At 37.0% G+C, this 13,323-nt stretch carries 17 protein-coding genes and 1 other annotated feature; of the genes, 3 read left to right on the top strand and 14 right to left on the bottom strand.

Annotated elements, in window-relative coordinates:
* Positions 1-92 precede the first annotated feature (92 nt).
* The 5 genes from sapS to PYW42_RS03740 form a co-directional block, all read right to left on the bottom strand.
* Entirely contained in the window at positions 93-1,118 is a 1,026-nt protein-coding gene (gene sapS / locus PYW42_RS03760) for a two-component system sensor histidine kinase SapS (RefSeq protein WP_002388828.1), read from the bottom strand.
* Positions 1,119-1,131: 13 nt separating this feature from the next.
* Positions 1,132-1,806, bottom strand: coding sequence for a two-component system response regulator SapR (gene sapR, locus PYW42_RS03755; RefSeq protein ID WP_002358841.1), 675 nt, complete (start codon positions 1,804-1,806; stop codon positions 1,132-1,134).
* A gap of 88 nt (positions 1,807-1,894) precedes the next feature.
* Positions 1,895-2,119 (bottom strand): hypothetical protein, encoded by a 225-nt coding sequence (locus PYW42_RS03750; protein WP_002355808.1) that lies wholly within the window; start codon positions 2,117-2,119, stop codon positions 1,895-1,897.
* Between the two features lie 273 nt (positions 2,120-2,392).
* The gene (locus PYW42_RS03745) at positions 2,393-3,265 is read right to left on the bottom strand and encodes a VOC family protein (protein WP_002355807.1); all 873 of its coding nucleotides are present in this window, start codon (positions 3,263-3,265) and stop codon (positions 2,393-2,395) included.
* Positions 3,266-3,329: 64 nt separating this feature from the next.
* Positions 3,330-4,160 (bottom strand): LysR family transcriptional regulator, encoded by an 831-nt coding sequence (locus PYW42_RS03740; RefSeq protein WP_002376106.1) that lies wholly within the window; start codon positions 4,158-4,160, stop codon positions 3,330-3,332.
* Positions 4,161-4,272: 112 nt separating this feature from the next.
* On the opposite strand from PYW42_RS03740, the gene PYW42_RS03735 reads away from it, so the two are divergent.
* Both PYW42_RS03735 and PYW42_RS03730 read left to right on the top strand, forming a co-directional pair.
* Entirely contained in the window at positions 4,273-5,301 is a 1,029-nt protein-coding gene (locus tag PYW42_RS03735) for a YeiH family protein (protein WP_002388801.1), read from the top strand.
* A 93-nt stretch (positions 5,302-5,394) separates the two neighbouring features.
* Positions 5,395-6,570 carry a SulP family inorganic anion transporter gene (locus tag PYW42_RS03730; RefSeq protein ID WP_002380126.1) on the top strand — a complete coding sequence of 392 codons (1,176 nt, stop codon included), beginning with the start codon at positions 5,395-5,397 and terminating at the stop codon, positions 6,568-6,570.
* Positions 6,571-6,585: 15 nt separating this feature from the next.
* Here the strand turns inward: PYW42_RS03730 and PYW42_RS03725 are convergent, their stop codons facing one another.
* From PYW42_RS03725 to PYW42_RS03715, 3 genes are all read right to left on the bottom strand, one after another.
* Positions 6,586-7,101, bottom strand: a complete 516-nt coding sequence (locus PYW42_RS03725) for a GrpB family protein (RefSeq protein ID WP_002361365.1) — start codon at positions 7,099-7,101, stop codon at positions 6,586-6,588.
* Positions 7,102-7,118: 17 nt separating this feature from the next.
* Positions 7,119-7,613 carry a GNAT family N-acetyltransferase gene (locus tag PYW42_RS03720; RefSeq protein ID WP_002364710.1) on the bottom strand — a complete coding sequence of 165 codons (495 nt, stop codon included), beginning with the start codon at positions 7,611-7,613 and terminating at the stop codon, positions 7,119-7,121.
* A 67-nt stretch (positions 7,614-7,680) separates the two neighbouring features.
* Entirely contained in the window at positions 7,681-8,040 is a 360-nt protein-coding gene (locus PYW42_RS03715) for a DUF1304 domain-containing protein (RefSeq protein ID WP_002388939.1), read from the bottom strand.
* 67 nt (positions 8,041-8,107) lie between these two features.
* Here PYW42_RS03715 and PYW42_RS03710 point away from each other — a divergent pair, with 67 nt between their 5' ends.
* The gene (locus PYW42_RS03710; RefSeq protein ID WP_002409311.1) at positions 8,108-8,488 is read left to right on the top strand and encodes an MmcQ/YjbR family DNA-binding protein; all 381 of its coding nucleotides are present in this window, start codon (positions 8,108-8,110) and stop codon (positions 8,486-8,488) included.
* Positions 8,489-8,534: 46 nt separating this feature from the next.
* Here the strand turns inward: PYW42_RS03710 and rplT are convergent, their stop codons facing one another.
* The 6 genes from rplT to opp1D all read right to left on the bottom strand — a co-directional run bounded on the left by rplT (position 8,535) and on the right by opp1D (position 13,314).
* Positions 8,535-8,894, bottom strand: a complete 360-nt coding sequence (gene rplT / locus PYW42_RS03705) for a 50S ribosomal protein L20 (protein WP_002355799.1) — start codon at positions 8,892-8,894, stop codon at positions 8,535-8,537.
* Between the two features lie 60 nt (positions 8,895-8,954).
* A complete protein-coding gene (gene rpmI / locus PYW42_RS03700; RefSeq protein ID WP_002355798.1) occupies positions 8,955-9,155 on the bottom strand; it encodes a 50S ribosomal protein L35 in 201 nt (66 codons plus the stop codon).
* Positions 9,156-9,268: 113 nt separating this feature from the next.
* Positions 9,269-9,790: a translation initiation factor IF-3 gene (infC, locus tag PYW42_RS03695; protein WP_002355797.1), complete on the bottom strand. Its 522-nt coding sequence runs from the start codon at positions 9,788-9,790 to the stop codon at positions 9,269-9,271.
* A gap of 54 nt (positions 9,791-9,844) precedes the next feature.
* Positions 9,845-9,976 (bottom strand) — a sequence feature (ribosomal protein L20 leader region).
* A gap of 212 nt (positions 9,977-10,188) precedes the next feature.
* Positions 10,189-11,259, bottom strand: a complete 1,071-nt coding sequence (locus PYW42_RS03690; protein ID WP_002388929.1) for an RNA-guided endonuclease TnpB family protein — start codon at positions 11,257-11,259, stop codon at positions 10,189-10,191.
* A 40-nt stretch (positions 11,260-11,299) separates the two neighbouring features.
* The gene (gene opp1F / locus PYW42_RS03685) at positions 11,300-12,256 is read right to left on the bottom strand and encodes an oligopeptide ABC transporter ATP-binding protein Opp1F (protein ID WP_002361357.1); all 957 of its coding nucleotides are present in this window, start codon (positions 12,254-12,256) and stop codon (positions 11,300-11,302) included.
* Positions 12,256-13,314, bottom strand: a complete 1,059-nt coding sequence (gene opp1D / locus PYW42_RS03680; RefSeq protein WP_002355794.1) for an oligopeptide ABC transporter ATP-binding protein Opp1D — start codon at positions 13,312-13,314, stop codon at positions 12,256-12,258. Before opp1D ends, opp1F begins: the two co-directional genes overlap by 1 nt.
* Between the last annotated feature and the right edge of the window lie 9 nt (positions 13,315-13,323).

The raw sequence follows: 13,323 nt of genomic DNA, 5'->3' as shown, positions 1-13,323 counted from the left end.
AACAACTAAGAAGAGTAAGAGAAGTTAGCAAGAAAGTTTTAATAAATAAAAAAAGGCCTATCACCTCTTTAATTTGCTGATAGACCTACTTTTTATTTCACTTCATTATAATAACTGAGGGAAGGGAAAAACAATGTCATCGTCGTACCTTGCCCTTCTGTCGATTCGACTGTTAAATCATGACCTAACTTTTTCGCTAAGCTATGGGCCAAATACAGGCCAAGACCAGTCGAATGCTGTTCGCTTTTTCGCCCGTTTTCACCAGTAAATCCTTTATCGAAAATGCGTCGTTGATCTTGTGTCGGAATGCCAATCCCAGAATCTTTTAAAGATAAATAAATACCTTGTTTATTTTTGGAAATTAGGACCGTAATCGTGCCGCCTTCTGGCGTATACTTGACTGCATTACTTAATAATTGGCGGAAAATAAAAATGACCCATTTTCGGTCGGTTAAAACCGCTTCATCTTCCCCTTCAATTGAGAATTGCAATCTTTTTTGGATAAAATAATTTGCTTGCGTACGAACAACAGATTGCACAATTTCTTTTAAAGAATATTCTTGGAGTAAATAATCTCGAGAAAAGCTGTCCAGTCTAGCATAATATAGGACTTGCTCGACATATTCATCAATTTTACCTAACTCATTTTCCAATAGATAATATTTTTTCTCTGGAATATCATCTTCGACAGATTGTACCAGTAACGTGATAGCCGTTAGGGGGACTTTGATTTCATGAACCCAAGAGTCAATGTAATCTTTTTGGTCCTGTTGGTTGTTAATTGCTTGCTGCATGGTTTGTTGGTGCTCTTGCAATAAACCGTTAATATACGTTTGGACAAGTAGTTCTTCTTCTTTTTCTGCTGTATTCAAATATTCTTGTAAAGAAGGCGGCTCTTTTTCCGTTGCCAACGAAAGCCACCACTTACGTTTTAAATAATAATCAATTGTTAAAAATAGCGATAAAAAAACACTTTGCAGTAAAAAGATATAGCCAACCACTGTCCAATCTAAGCGGACATTAGGAGCCAACCATAAAATAAAACAAGTTAAGAACAGAAAAAATAACCAACCAATTAGTAATAACCAGCGATCTTTTAAATACTTTAGAATGGTCATTGTCTACTCCTATCTAGGGCACCATATAACCGACGCCCACTTTGGTTTCAATATAGCCAGCAATGCCTGCTTGCTCAATTTTTTTTCGTAAACGATTGATATTTACCGTCAACGTATTGTCATCCACAAAACGTTCATCGTCCCATAAAGCGCGCAATAGTTTTTCACGTGTTAAAATTTTTCCGTGCTTTTTCATTAAAAGATACAGTAATCGGTATTCATTTTTACTTAAATCGATCATTTCGCCTCTGATTTCCATTCGTCCATTGTCCACATTTAAAGTAATGCCATTATGTGAAAGCACTTCACTATCCGTATCGGAATAGTTATAAGAGCGGCGCAACAAAGCATTGATTTTAGCAATTAAAACATCTATCTGGAACGGTTTTGTAACAAAATCATCCGCGCCCATGTTCATCGCCATAATCATATCCATATTGGTACTACGACTCGAAATAAAAATAATTGGTACTTTAGAAACTTCACGAATTTTTTGACACCAATAGTACCCATCGTAAACAGGTAAATTAATATCCATCAAGACTAATTGGGGATTCTCCTCTTGAAAATCATCCAATACATCATTAAAATCGGTTGTTCCAATCGTTTCAAATTGCCATTTTTGTAATTCCTCGCTAATTAATTCTCGAATGGTTGTTTCATCTTCGACAATCATGATTTTAGCCATGCAATCCCACCTCTTTTATTTCTAAATTTTCATCTTTCTTATCCTAACAAACTTCATTCTTTTTGGATATAGGACTTTATGATGATTTTTACACTATTTCAAAAATAGGCGCTAATAATTCCCATTCTGATAACATGATGAATTTGCCAACGAAAGCAAAAATACCATCTAATAATAACACAGACATATTAATTCCTAATACAATAGAAGCTTTTTCGACAATTGGCATGGACTTTTTATTTTTCAAAATAAGATATAAAACAAAGTTCGTTCCATAAGTAAAAACTGTTAACAACACAATTAACTCAATCATTTTACCACTTCCTATTTTGGACTTTTCATTTTTCCTTCAATAATTTACTACTCTTAATTATAGCATAATCTTATAAAAAAATCGGCAGAGTCCTAACCATTAAGTAAACAACAAAATAGAAGTAGCCTCTTTGGAACTCGCAAGAATCGAGCCTTTTTTAAGAGTTGAAGGTCTTGGTCCTTAAAAGACAAGCCCTTCAACTCTAGTATGTTCCATGTATTGGAATTGATACCAACGTAACGAAGTGTAGTCGATCAGACAACCTCAGTTTTTCTAATGATTATATTTGTCATACACTTCTTTTAACTGGTTTAAATCTATTTTTTTCATTTGGTACAATTTTTTGGTCACTTCATTTGCTCTAGCTGGATTTGAGTCAGATAAATAACGTTTCAGTTCAGGATTGCCTGTTTGCCAACTGACCCCAAATTGATCTTCCATCCAGCCACACGGCCATTCTTTCCCTTTAGCAGTCACTTGTTGCCATAGTCGATCTATTTCCTCCTGATTTTCACAATCAATATAAATGGAGAAGGCCATGGTAAAATCAAAATCATGTTTATCTCGTGCATCCATTACTCGAAACGGTTGCTCCTGTAATGTGAAAAGTGCTTGCGCAATGTTCCCATCTTCATATTCAACTTTTTCAATTATTTCGCCTGGACCGAAAATCGCCAACCATTCTGATAGAGCTTTGGCTGCTTCGCCATATTTTTCATTAGCAAACATAAAGGTTGGTACAATTGTTTGTTCTTTTCCTGAAAAAGACACTTGCCAAGAGACACCAAATTTGTCCACTACCCAACCATATAAAGGACTAAAAGGATATTCCCCAAAAGGCATCAAAATCTGTCCGTCTGCTGTTAAATTTTTCCACAACGTTTCTGTTTGTGATAACGTTTTACATTCAACAAAAAATGAACTAGCTGGTGTAAAGGAAAATTCTGGTCCGCCATTTAAACCAATGATTGTTTGGTTCGCCAAGGTAAATTCAATGGTCATTAATGATGTTCCTTGAGGTTGGTGCTCCTCATTAACGTAGTTCGTTTTACTTAGAATCGCACCTTTTTCAAAGATTGTTGTATAGAAGTTAGCAGCTTCTTCCGCTTGTGTGTCAAACCATAAACATGGTGAAAATTTAGGCATTGTGGTTCCCTCCTTCGTTTTCTTTAGTGTAGTCAAAGATTGATAAATAAACAAAGAGAACGTTTTAGTATTTATTCATTTCCTTCTGATAGAATCGATAAATTGCTTGTTTTACTTCTTGAAGCAAGGAGGATTTTAAATGTCCCCGTGTCAAAAAATAAAAGGAACGCCAATACTTTTCACCTAACGTTTGGAACGGAATTTTTTCAGTAATCGCCTTTCTTGAAAGCAACGATTGCCCCATGCCCAATTCCAACATTTTAACAATCATTTCATTGTTTTTAACCGTCATGAGTGTTGGGCTTTGATTACTTTCTTCTAAATACTGTTGGGTATAATGAAAGACCCCAGAATCCTTTTCACGTACCAACCAATTCTGATTGGCAGGGTCCCCAGCTAAAACCAATTGATCCTGAATAATTTCTTCACGAGTTGCTCCTTTCGTAATTAATGGTTTTTCGATAAAGCCAAAATCAACTTGATGTTTTTCAACTTTTTCCACTACTTCTTCTGAATTGTTCATTTCTAAAACAAAATTGATCGTTGCATACTGTGTCTGTAAATGCTGCATCAGTTGCGGCAAATAATAAACTGCAAAAGTATTAGACGCAGCAATTCGGCAAGTTTCTTTAGGTAATCTCGCCTGATGAAGAGCTGTTAATGTTTCTTGCCAATCATCAGCTAAATTTAGCAAACGATTATACAAGACTTCCGCTTGCCTAGTAGGGACTACATCTTGTCGACCATTTCTTAAAAACAATGAACAGCCTAATTCTTCTTCTAATTGTTTGATTTGATTAGAAACGGCTGGTTGTGATATATATAGGCAGGTAGCTGCTTTGGAAAAGTTCATTTGCTCATACACAATTTGAAAAGTCTTTAATAATTTAAACATAGGTATCCTTTCGATAACTTTCTATTATAAATATTATTTTAACTATTTATTTCTCAAATGTAAAAAATTTCGTTATACTGGAAGTAATGAACATGAAAGAGAGATTTTTTCAATGAAAAATTCAGAAAATGATTATATCCAATCTTTATTACAAATTCTTCCCGGCTTGCTAACAGCTTTCCTTGTCGCCTGCCTTAGCAAGTTTTTTGCCATCTGGTTACCTAGCTTAGGCGCCGCAACGATAGCTATTTTACTAGGAATCTTTTTGGGAAATACCTTTGTTCGCGGTGCCAATTTAAATCGCGGAACCAAAGTAGCCGAAAGTAAATTACTAGAATTTTCTGTTGTTTTATTGGGAACCACCGTGACCTTTCAAACGATTGCCCAAATTGGCTTACAAGGTGTCGCATTTATTCTCATTCAAATGTCGCTGACCATTATTTTTGCCTATTTGATCGGTAAAAAACTGGCTTTTTCTGATAATATGTCTTTATTGATGGCTGGTGGTAATGCCGTTTGTGGATCCTCTGCCATTGCTTCGATTGCTCCAGCAATTCAAGCAGATGAGGAAGAAAAAGGCCAAATCATTACTTTAGTAAACTTATTAGGAACCGTTTTAATGTTGACCTTACCCATTTTAAGTGGGATTATCTATGGTACCAATTTGTTGGCTCGTAGCGCACTAATCGGAGGGACTTTACAATCAGTTGGTCAGGTTGTCGCCAGTGCCAATATGGTCAATGAGAACGCAGTTCAACTTGCGATGCTCTTTAAAATTATGCGGATTGTCCTACTCGTAGCAGTTGTCTATTTATTTGGACGTTTCAAGCAAAGTAAGACGGCAGAATCAGAAGCTGAGTTGGTAAAAGTCACCAAAAAAAGCAGCGCCCTACCTTGGTATGTAGTTGGCTTTTTCATTGCCTGTGTCTTTAATAGTTTGATTCATTTCCCCGTCGTGATCAGTGAGACTGCTCATTTCTTTAGTTCTTGGTTTGAAATTACTGCCTTGGCAGCAATCGGGTTACGACTCGATTTTAAAAAGTTTTTCCAAGAAGGCAAACGTTTCTTAATCTATGGTTTATCAGTAGGAACTGTTCAAGTCGTCCTAGCCATTTTGTTGTTGGCACTGTTACAGTTCTAATAAAAAAGTTTGACGTTAACACGTCAAACTTTTTTATTTCAGCTTATTCATGCTATTATGAATAAGGTTTTATTAACTTAAAGGAGTTTTTCGATGTTATTTAGTATTAAAAAAAGCGAATGGTTAGGCAATGAACGAAATGATCTCTTTGCCGGTCTCGTTTCTTCTGTCGCCATTTTACCAGAAGTAATCGGGTTTGCGATTATTGCTGGTGTTCACCCGCTTTCTGCAGTGTTTGCTTCAGCTGTTACTTTACTTGTGATTACTTTTACGGGCGGCCGTCCGGCAATGGTTTCGGCGTCTGCTGGCTCAATGGCCTTAGTCCTTGCAGGCTTAATTCAAGCACATGGTTTGTCATACATGCTTGCTGCGACTATTTTAACAGGCTTTCTACAATTTATTTTAGGTTATTTAGGTATCCACAAATTGATGCGCTTTATTCCCAAGACAGTGATGTACGGATTCGTCAATGCGTTAGCCATTTTAATTTTCATGGCGCAAGTACAACAATTGCCCCATCAAACACTGTGGTCCTACGGTATGATTATCTGTAGTATCTTACTTATTTATCTATTACCTAAGTTTATTACAATTGTGCCTCCTGCTTTAATTGTTATTTTATTCATGACTATCCTGTCCTATTTTTTAAAAGGTCATTTGCAAACGGTAGGTGATCTTGGTGAAATGAGTCAGTTTCATCCAGCGATCCGTTGGCCTAATGTACCCGTCAACTTAGAAACGTTGTGGATTATTTTACCTAGTTCTGTTGCCTTAGCAATGGTCGGGTTAATTGAATCTTTATTGACGATCCCCATTGTGGACAAAATGACAGCGAGCCAAAGTGATAGCCAACGAGAAGTTAAGGCGCAAGGATTCGCTAATATAATTACCGGCTTTTTTGGTGGCCAAGCTGGCTGTGCGATGATCGGGCAAGCGGTCATTAATGTTAAATCAGGGGGACGAAAACGGCTTTCTACTTTGATTTCAGGTATTACCCTCCTTCTATTCATTTTTGTTTTTAAATCCGTGATGGTAGCCATTCCTACAGCTGCATTGATTGGGATCATGATGACAGTGGCAGTCGACACCTTTGATTGGGAAAGTTTGCAGCTTTTCCGAACTTTTGAAATTACTGAAATTGTTATTTTACTCGTGACAGTGGGTGTGATCGTCTATACGCATAATTTAGCGATTGGAATTATTCTAGGTGTTCTTTTAAGTGGTCTTCTTTATCATTTTTTCAAAAAAGAACCAAAAAAAAGTTGCTAGCTTTAGCAACTTTTTTTATTTTTCCCAATATTTCTTCAACGCTTCTTTTTCTATTTTCTTAATGAACGCATCTTTGCCATCCATATATTTATCAATGCTATCGGGGTGTGCTTGGGCCAATTGCTTTTTTAATGTACCATAGGTTGTAGCAATTGCCGGATTTTCTCGTAAATAATTTCGAAAAGCAAGATGGCGCAAAATTTCTTGCGTATTGTCAAACTGATAAATATGCACATGATGTGTTCTTTTTATCGGGCCTTTTCGTAAATAACGACGTCCTGATAGCCCAAATTCCCCCATATATTCATAACCGATTCTTTCAAATTCCCCTTGTAACAGGTCTACTTTTTCAATTTCTTCAACAATGACCAAAAAATCAATAATTGGTTTGGCTGCTAAATTAGGCACAGATGTGCTACCGATATGTTCAACTTTAAGACAATTTTCCTTTAGAATCTGTTTCAACGCTTGGGCTTCTTCTTCAAACTGTTCCACCCAGGCTGGTTGGTATTCAGTAACGATTACCCGCATGATTTCTTCCCTCTTTTCTATATCCGTTTCATATGTAAAATAGGAAACGGATTTCCTTGAGGATCTTCCTTTGATTCACCAATTACTTGAAACCCTTGAGATTGATAGAACTTCACAGCCCCTTCATTTTGTTTATTGGCATCAACAAAGATAATTGATTCTTGCTCTATTAACTTTTTGATAATTTCTCCACCATAGCCTTTACGAAAATAGACTGGGTCAATAAATAACATTTCCAACGTTTGTTGATTTGTTCCACTAAAGCCCACACATTTCTGTTCTTCATTTAACCACATACTTAATTGAACTTGTTGAAAATAATCAGGTAAAACCACTTCGATTTTATCAATATCTGCCTGACTCAAAAACAAATGGGTAGCTTCTACTGAAGAACGCCATAGAGAAATTAATTGAGGATAATCGTTTTTTTTTACTTCTTTTTGGTTCAGCATTTTTAATTCCTCCCTATCTAATAAACAAAGTATACCACATTTTGTCTCTCTCAATTCCATAAAAAATAGTCAAATCAACCGTGTTTTTTCTGTCGATTTGACTGTCTCTCTCTATTAACTCTGATGGCTAAACGAGTAAACTAAGCAAAGCCACGATAGCTAAACCGCCTTGTGTTAAAATGATTTTTTTATCACTAGTTAAGCTACCGTACGCCGCCACTAAAATAATATAAATCAATAAAAATTTTGTCATCTCCATCGTTGCTTGCGCAAAATAGACACTATAAATAAGTCCTGCACCGATTAGTCCATTATAGATTCCTTGATTTTTAAACAATGTAGTCACTGATTTTCTTTGTAACTCTTGCTTATCCATCTTAAAAACACGGCTTGTTGACTCAGATGTTGGTACAATCGTTTCTAAATACATAATGTAGAAAAATTCTACAGCCACCAAGGTTACTAAAATTGTTGAAATTAATGTCATCTGCTCCCTCCTCCCATTCCTTTGAACCAAGTAATTTTATGTAATTTTTGCTATGATGTAAATAGATATGCCTAGCCTTAACGAAAGGAAGAAACCTATGACTTTTCAAGAAACTATTAGCGCCTATATCCAAGAACGTTATCAGATAACGCCCGATTTTCCTTTTAAAAAACATCCAGACTATCTCGTCTTTCGTCATCCTAGAAATGCGAAATGGTTTGCTTTAATTATGCCACTGGATGCACAACTGCTCGGCGCTACCGAGAATAAGCAGCTCACTATTTTGACCGTTAAACTTGCGCCTGAATTGATTGCCTTATTAAAGAACCAACCTGGCTATTTTCCTGCCTATCATATGAATAAAGAGCATTGGTTAAGTCTTTCTGAAGAAATTCCGCTCTCACAAATTTTTTCATTTATAGATGAAAGTTACCAACGGAGTTATTAAAAAAAGCACCCTACTCAAGGAGTAGGGTGTGAAAGATTATTTAAGCTTATTTGCTTAAAGCGTCTTTTGCTTGTTCAGCTAACGCTGTAAATGCTGCTGCATCGTTAACGGCTAAGTCAGCTAACATTTTGCGGTTGATATCAATCTCTGCCAATTTCAAACCGTGCATTAATTTAGAATAGCTTAAGCCATTCATGCGAGCTGCCGCGTTGATACGTGCAATCCATAATTTACGGAAGTCACGTTTCTTTTGACGACGGTCTCTGAATGCATAGTAATAAGAGTTCATTACTTGTTCTTTTGCTGATTTAAATAAAGTATGTTTTGATCCGTAGTAGCCTTTCGCTAACTTAAGGACTTTTTTACGACGTTTACGGGTTACTGTTCCACCTTTAACACGTGCCATGTTGAATTCCTCCTAATATCTTGTTTCTCTTGACGGTAATCTAAAAGTCACCGAGTTGTTTTATTTCATTCTTGCTAATTGTTGGCGGATACGTTTGTAATCGCCTTTTGCAACCATGCTTGCTTTACGCAATTGACGGCGTTGTTTTTTAGTTTTACCGTGGAAACGGTGAGATGTAAAGGCACGGCCACGTTTTAAGCCGCCTCCACCAGTACGTTTTACACGTTTTGCTAATCCGCGGTGTGTTTTTTGTTTTGGCATGACTAATTTTCCTCCTCAAAATCTTTGCTTCAAGTGAAAGACTCTAACAGTCACAACTGTCGAATATCCTTCTTGTAGAAATTACCAAAAGTCCGAATGCTCGGTCTCTTCGTTTACTTGTCGTTTTTCGGTGCCAGCGTTAGAAACATGCTGCGTCCGTCCATTTTCGCTTTTTGTTCCACTGTGGCGATGTCCGCAGTTTCTTCAGCTAAGCGATCAAGAACTTTCTGACCAATCTCTTTATGGGTAATGGCACGGCCTTTGAAACGGATAGAAGCTTTCACTTTGTCTCCTTTTTCTAAGAACTTACGCGCATTACGAAGTTTTGTATTGAAGTCATTTACGTCAATTGTTGGACTTAAACGAACTTCTTTGACGTTGATCACTTTTTGTTTCTTGCGAGCTTCACGCTCTTTCTTTTGTTGTTCGAAACGGAATTTTCCATAATCCATAATTCGCGCAACTGGTGGTTTCGCTCCTGGCGCTACAAGTACTAAATCCAAGTTTGCAGATTCAGCGATTTGTAATGCTTCTGCTTTGGTTTTTACACCTAATTGTTCACCATCTTGTCCGATCAAACGTAACTCGCGTGCACGAATGCCGTCGTTAACCATCATATCCTTTGCTATGGTCATTCACCTCCAAAATTTTTAAGAGAAAATCCTAACGGAAGTCTGCTTTGTTTGCTAAATGCAATAAAAAAACAGGTTCCTATCCAGAACCCGCCAACAGTCTGCCTTACTTAAAAAAATAAGGAATACTTTATCTAGCCCAGCGATATACTCAACTAAGGCGAGAAGCGGGTGCTTCTGCTTTCATTTCTCAACTTCACTAGTTTACCTTAGTTTATCCTAGTTGTCAATATATTTCCTCAAAAAAAACGAATCTAGCACTAGATTCGTTTGAACTCGTATTTTGATCATTAATAATTAGTGGACTGTCCCAATGTGACTTCCTAGAAACAAATGGTTCAACACATGGTGTACATTTTCTATCCCCTAGGCGATCCCTGTAGTCCCTACAGTTCTTCTATTTATAAGGTTTCTCGTTTAGACAAGCCACGTTCTAAGATTTTTTGGCTTCTAAGATACTCTGAATTTTCTGTACTTTCAGAAAAAGACAACTCTGTTTCTATCTCCTCTGACTCAATACAAATGAGTTCTTTGCCATACCATTGTGCTTTATACAACAGTTTAGCTAAAAATAAAGACCAAGCCAGTTCAGAACGATCATGTTTTGGCGGCCGCTCATTACTGTGATGGGCTTTTTCAATACAAATAACATCGTAACTTGAAACCAATTCCGTTGTAATTTTGTTTAAAATATCCGTTCGTTGGTTGGCTATTTTTTCGCGAATTTTTGCGACTTTTATTTTTTGTTTTTGATAATTTTTTGCTTGTGAAAGATCGACACCTTTTTCCAAAGCAATCATTTTACGCTTGTTTAATTTTCGTTCTTCTTGACGTAGTTTTTGCTTTAAATGCTTTGAACAATAGCTTTTTTCGAAGCTTTCACCATTCGAAAGCAGCGCAAATTTTTCCCTACTGCTACAAATTCCCACCATTTTTTGTTGCTTTGTTTTCGTTTCAATCGGCGCTTCACACAAAATGGAAACATAATAATTGTGACTCGCACTCATAGAAATAGTTACAGATTTTATCTCCCCCAGCGGTTGGCGGTGTACCTTCATTTTAATTAAAGATTTCAATTTAGGTACTTTCAAATAACGATTATCCAAAATTTTGACCGTGCCATGTTGATTGTTCGTAGTGTAGGAATGCACCGTTTCTTTCTTTTTCTTTTTTGGAAAGCCCATCCCTTTTTCCCGATAAAAATTTTTAAAGGCTCGATCCAAATAAACTTGTGCATTTGCCAAGGCTAAACTATCAACTTCTCTGAGGACAGGGTATTGTTTCTTATATTTAGCTGGCGTTGGCATTTTAAACGTTTGTTGAGGATTTTTTCGCATCTCTTTGTAGATATCAATCCGGTCTTGTAACATTAAATTATACACCAAGCGAACACAAGAAAATGTTTTTTGAATAAACTGTTCTTGTTTTGAGGTTGGATAAAGTCTGTATTTATAAGCTTTCAGAGCCTTCATCTCATAACCACCCTACCAAGATAGTTAGAAAAGAAGCTGGTTATAAACCAGCTTTTCTTTTCTTCTCTTCAATTTTTTCACGGTACATTGCAACTTCGTCTTCAGCACAATAAACATAGTGTCCATTGAGAATTTCACGGAGCTCACGATCTTTTCCATCTGCCGCTGCAGGCTGGTAAACGATCCGTTTACGTGTGCGTTCATAGTCTGGATCTGGTAATGGAATCGCAGAAAGTAAACTTTCTGTATAAGGATGAACGCCGAAATTATAGACATCATCACTTGTGCCCATTTCCAATAATTTCCCACTGTGCATTACGCCAATTCGGTCACTGATATGTTTTACCATCGATAAGTCATGTGCGATAAACAAGTAAGTTAAGCCTTGTTCTTTTTGTAAATCTTGTAATAAGTTTACTACTTGGGCTTGAATCGACACATCCAAAGCCGAAATTGGCTCATCACAGATAATGAAACGTGGATTAACCGCTAAAGCACGAGCAATCCCGATCCGTTGACGTTGCCCACCAGAAAACTCATGAGGATAACGCGTACTGTGACTTGGATTTAATCCCACCGTTTTTAAAAGTTCATTGACTTTTTCTTCCCGCTCTTTTGGTGTTTTAGCTAATCCATTGACATCGATTCCTTCAGCAATAATATCATTGACTTTCATTCTTGGATTCAATGAAGCATATGGATCTTGGAAGATCATTTGAACATCGCGACGGAATGCTTGCATGTCCGCTTTTGATTTAATTTTGCTAATGTCTTTTCCATCGAAAAGAATTTCACCAGCAGTTGGATCATATAAACGAATGACACTGCGACCAGTTGTTGATTTTCCACTTCCTGATTCGCCAACTAATCCAAAGGTTTCGCCTTCAAAAATATGAAAACTAATGTCATCAATGGCTTTTACTTCGTCTTTACGACCAACATTGAAATACTGTTTCAAACCAGTGACTTCTAATAGGACTTTTTTCTCTTCTGCCATTAATTACTACCTCCTGGATTTTTTTGACGCTCTGCATAAATTGCCCAACGACGAACAATCTCTGCTGGAGGCGTAACTTTTGGTGCTTGTGGTGCTAATAACCACGTTGCTGCTTTGTGTGTCGGTGATACTTCAAAATAAGGTGGTTCTTTTTCTGTATCAATTTTTAAAGCAAACTCATTCCGTGGATAGAAGGCATCTCCAGTTGGTGGATCTAATAAATCTGGAGGTGAACCTGGAATCGCATAAAGTTTGTCTTCTGTTCCTTCCATCGTTGGCATTGACCCTAAAAGTCCCCAAGTATATGGATGTTGTGGATTATAGAAAATTTCTTCTGCTGTTCCCACTTCAACCAGACGTCCACCGTACATGACAGCGACACGGTCAGCCACGTTCGCTACTACCCCTAAATCATGGGTAATGAAAATAATCGAAGTGCTAATTTTTTCTTGTAAATCTTTTAATAACTCTAAAATTTGTGCTTGGATGGTTACATCCAACGCTGTAGTTGGTTCATCTGCAATTAGAACTTCGGGATAACAAATTAAAGCAATTGCAATGACAATCCGTTGACGTTGCCCACCAGAAAATTGGTGCGGATAGTTTTTCAAACGTTTTTCAGCATTAGGAATGCCCACTAATTTTAGTAATTCTAATGCTTGCGCTAAGCCTTCTTTTTTTGAGACTTTATTATGTTTGATTAATGATTCCGCCACTTGTTTGCCAATTGGCATCGTTGGGTCTAATGAAGTCATCGGATCTTGGAAAATCATTGCGATTTCTTTACCACGAATGGCTTGCATTTGTTTTTCTGTTTTATGAACAATATCTTGCCCTTTAAACAAAATTTCCCCGTTATCAATATTGGCATTACTGCTCAACAAACGCATAATACTGCGAGTTGTAACAGATTTACCACTCCCTGATTCACCTACGATGGCTAACGTTTCACCTTTATAAAGATCAAAACTCACACCACGAATGGCGTTGACTTTACCTGCAAACGTATCAAAGGAGATTCTTAAGTCTTTAACTTCTAATACTTTTTCCATAGTCATTCACCACTC

The organism is Enterococcus faecalis (assembly GCF_029024925.1).
GTDB lineage: Bacteria > Bacillota > Bacilli > Lactobacillales > Enterococcaceae > Enterococcus > Enterococcus faecalis.
The sequence above is the reverse complement of the archived record's forward strand: the minus strand, read 5'-3'. Positions and strand labels throughout refer to the sequence as shown.

Bases quoted from the DNA above. Each gene is read 5' to 3' on its own strand.
- sapS (WP_002388828.1), bottom strand. From the start codon at position 1,118: ATGACCATTCTAAAGTATTTAAAAGATCGCTGGTTATTACTAATTGGT.
- sapR (WP_002358841.1), bottom strand. From the start codon at position 1,806: ATGGCTAAAATCATGATTGTCGAAGATGAAACAACCATTCGAGAATTA.
- PYW42_RS03750 (WP_002355808.1), bottom strand. From the start codon at position 2,119: ATGATTGAGTTAATTGTGTTGTTAACAGTTTTTACTTATGGAACGAAC.
- PYW42_RS03745 (WP_002355807.1), bottom strand. From the start codon at position 3,265: ATGCCTAAATTTTCACCATGTTTATGGTTTGACACACAAGCGGAAGAA.
- PYW42_RS03740 (WP_002376106.1), bottom strand. From the start codon at position 4,160: ATGTTTAAATTATTAAAGACTTTTCAAATTGTGTATGAGCAAATGAAC.
- PYW42_RS03735 (WP_002388801.1), top strand. From the start codon at position 4,273: ATGAAAAATTCAGAAAATGATTATATCCAATCTTTATTACAAATTCTT.
- PYW42_RS03730 (WP_002380126.1), top strand. From the start codon at position 5,395: ATGTTATTTAGTATTAAAAAAAGCGAATGGTTAGGCAATGAACGAAAT.
- PYW42_RS03725 (WP_002361365.1), bottom strand. From the start codon at position 7,101: ATGCGGGTAATCGTTACTGAATACCAACCAGCCTGGGTGGAACAGTTT.
- PYW42_RS03720 (WP_002364710.1), bottom strand. From the start codon at position 7,613: ATGGAATTGAGAGAGACAAAATGTGGTATACTTTGTTTATTAGATAGG.
- PYW42_RS03715 (WP_002388939.1), bottom strand. From the start codon at position 8,040: ATGACATTAATTTCAACAATTTTAGTAACCTTGGTGGCTGTAGAATTT.
- PYW42_RS03710 (WP_002409311.1), top strand. From the start codon at position 8,108: ATGCCTAGCCTTAACGAAAGGAAGAAACCTATGACTTTTCAAGAAACT.
- rplT (WP_002355799.1), bottom strand. From the start codon at position 8,894: ATGGCACGTGTTAAAGGTGGAACAGTAACCCGTAAACGTCGTAAAAAA.
- rpmI (WP_002355798.1), bottom strand. From the start codon at position 9,155: ATGCCAAAACAAAAAACACACCGCGGATTAGCAAAACGTGTAAAACGT.
- infC (WP_002355797.1), bottom strand. From the start codon at position 9,790: ATGACCATAGCAAAGGATATGATGGTTAACGACGGCATTCGTGCACGC.
- PYW42_RS03690 (WP_002388929.1), bottom strand. From the start codon at position 11,259: ATGAAGGCTCTGAAAGCTTATAAATACAGACTTTATCCAACCTCAAAA.
- opp1F (WP_002361357.1), bottom strand. From the start codon at position 12,256: ATGGCAGAAGAGAAAAAAGTCCTATTAGAAGTCACTGGTTTGAAACAG.
- opp1D (WP_002355794.1), bottom strand. From the start codon at position 13,314: ATGACTATGGAAAAAGTATTAGAAGTTAAAGACTTAAGAATCTCCTTT.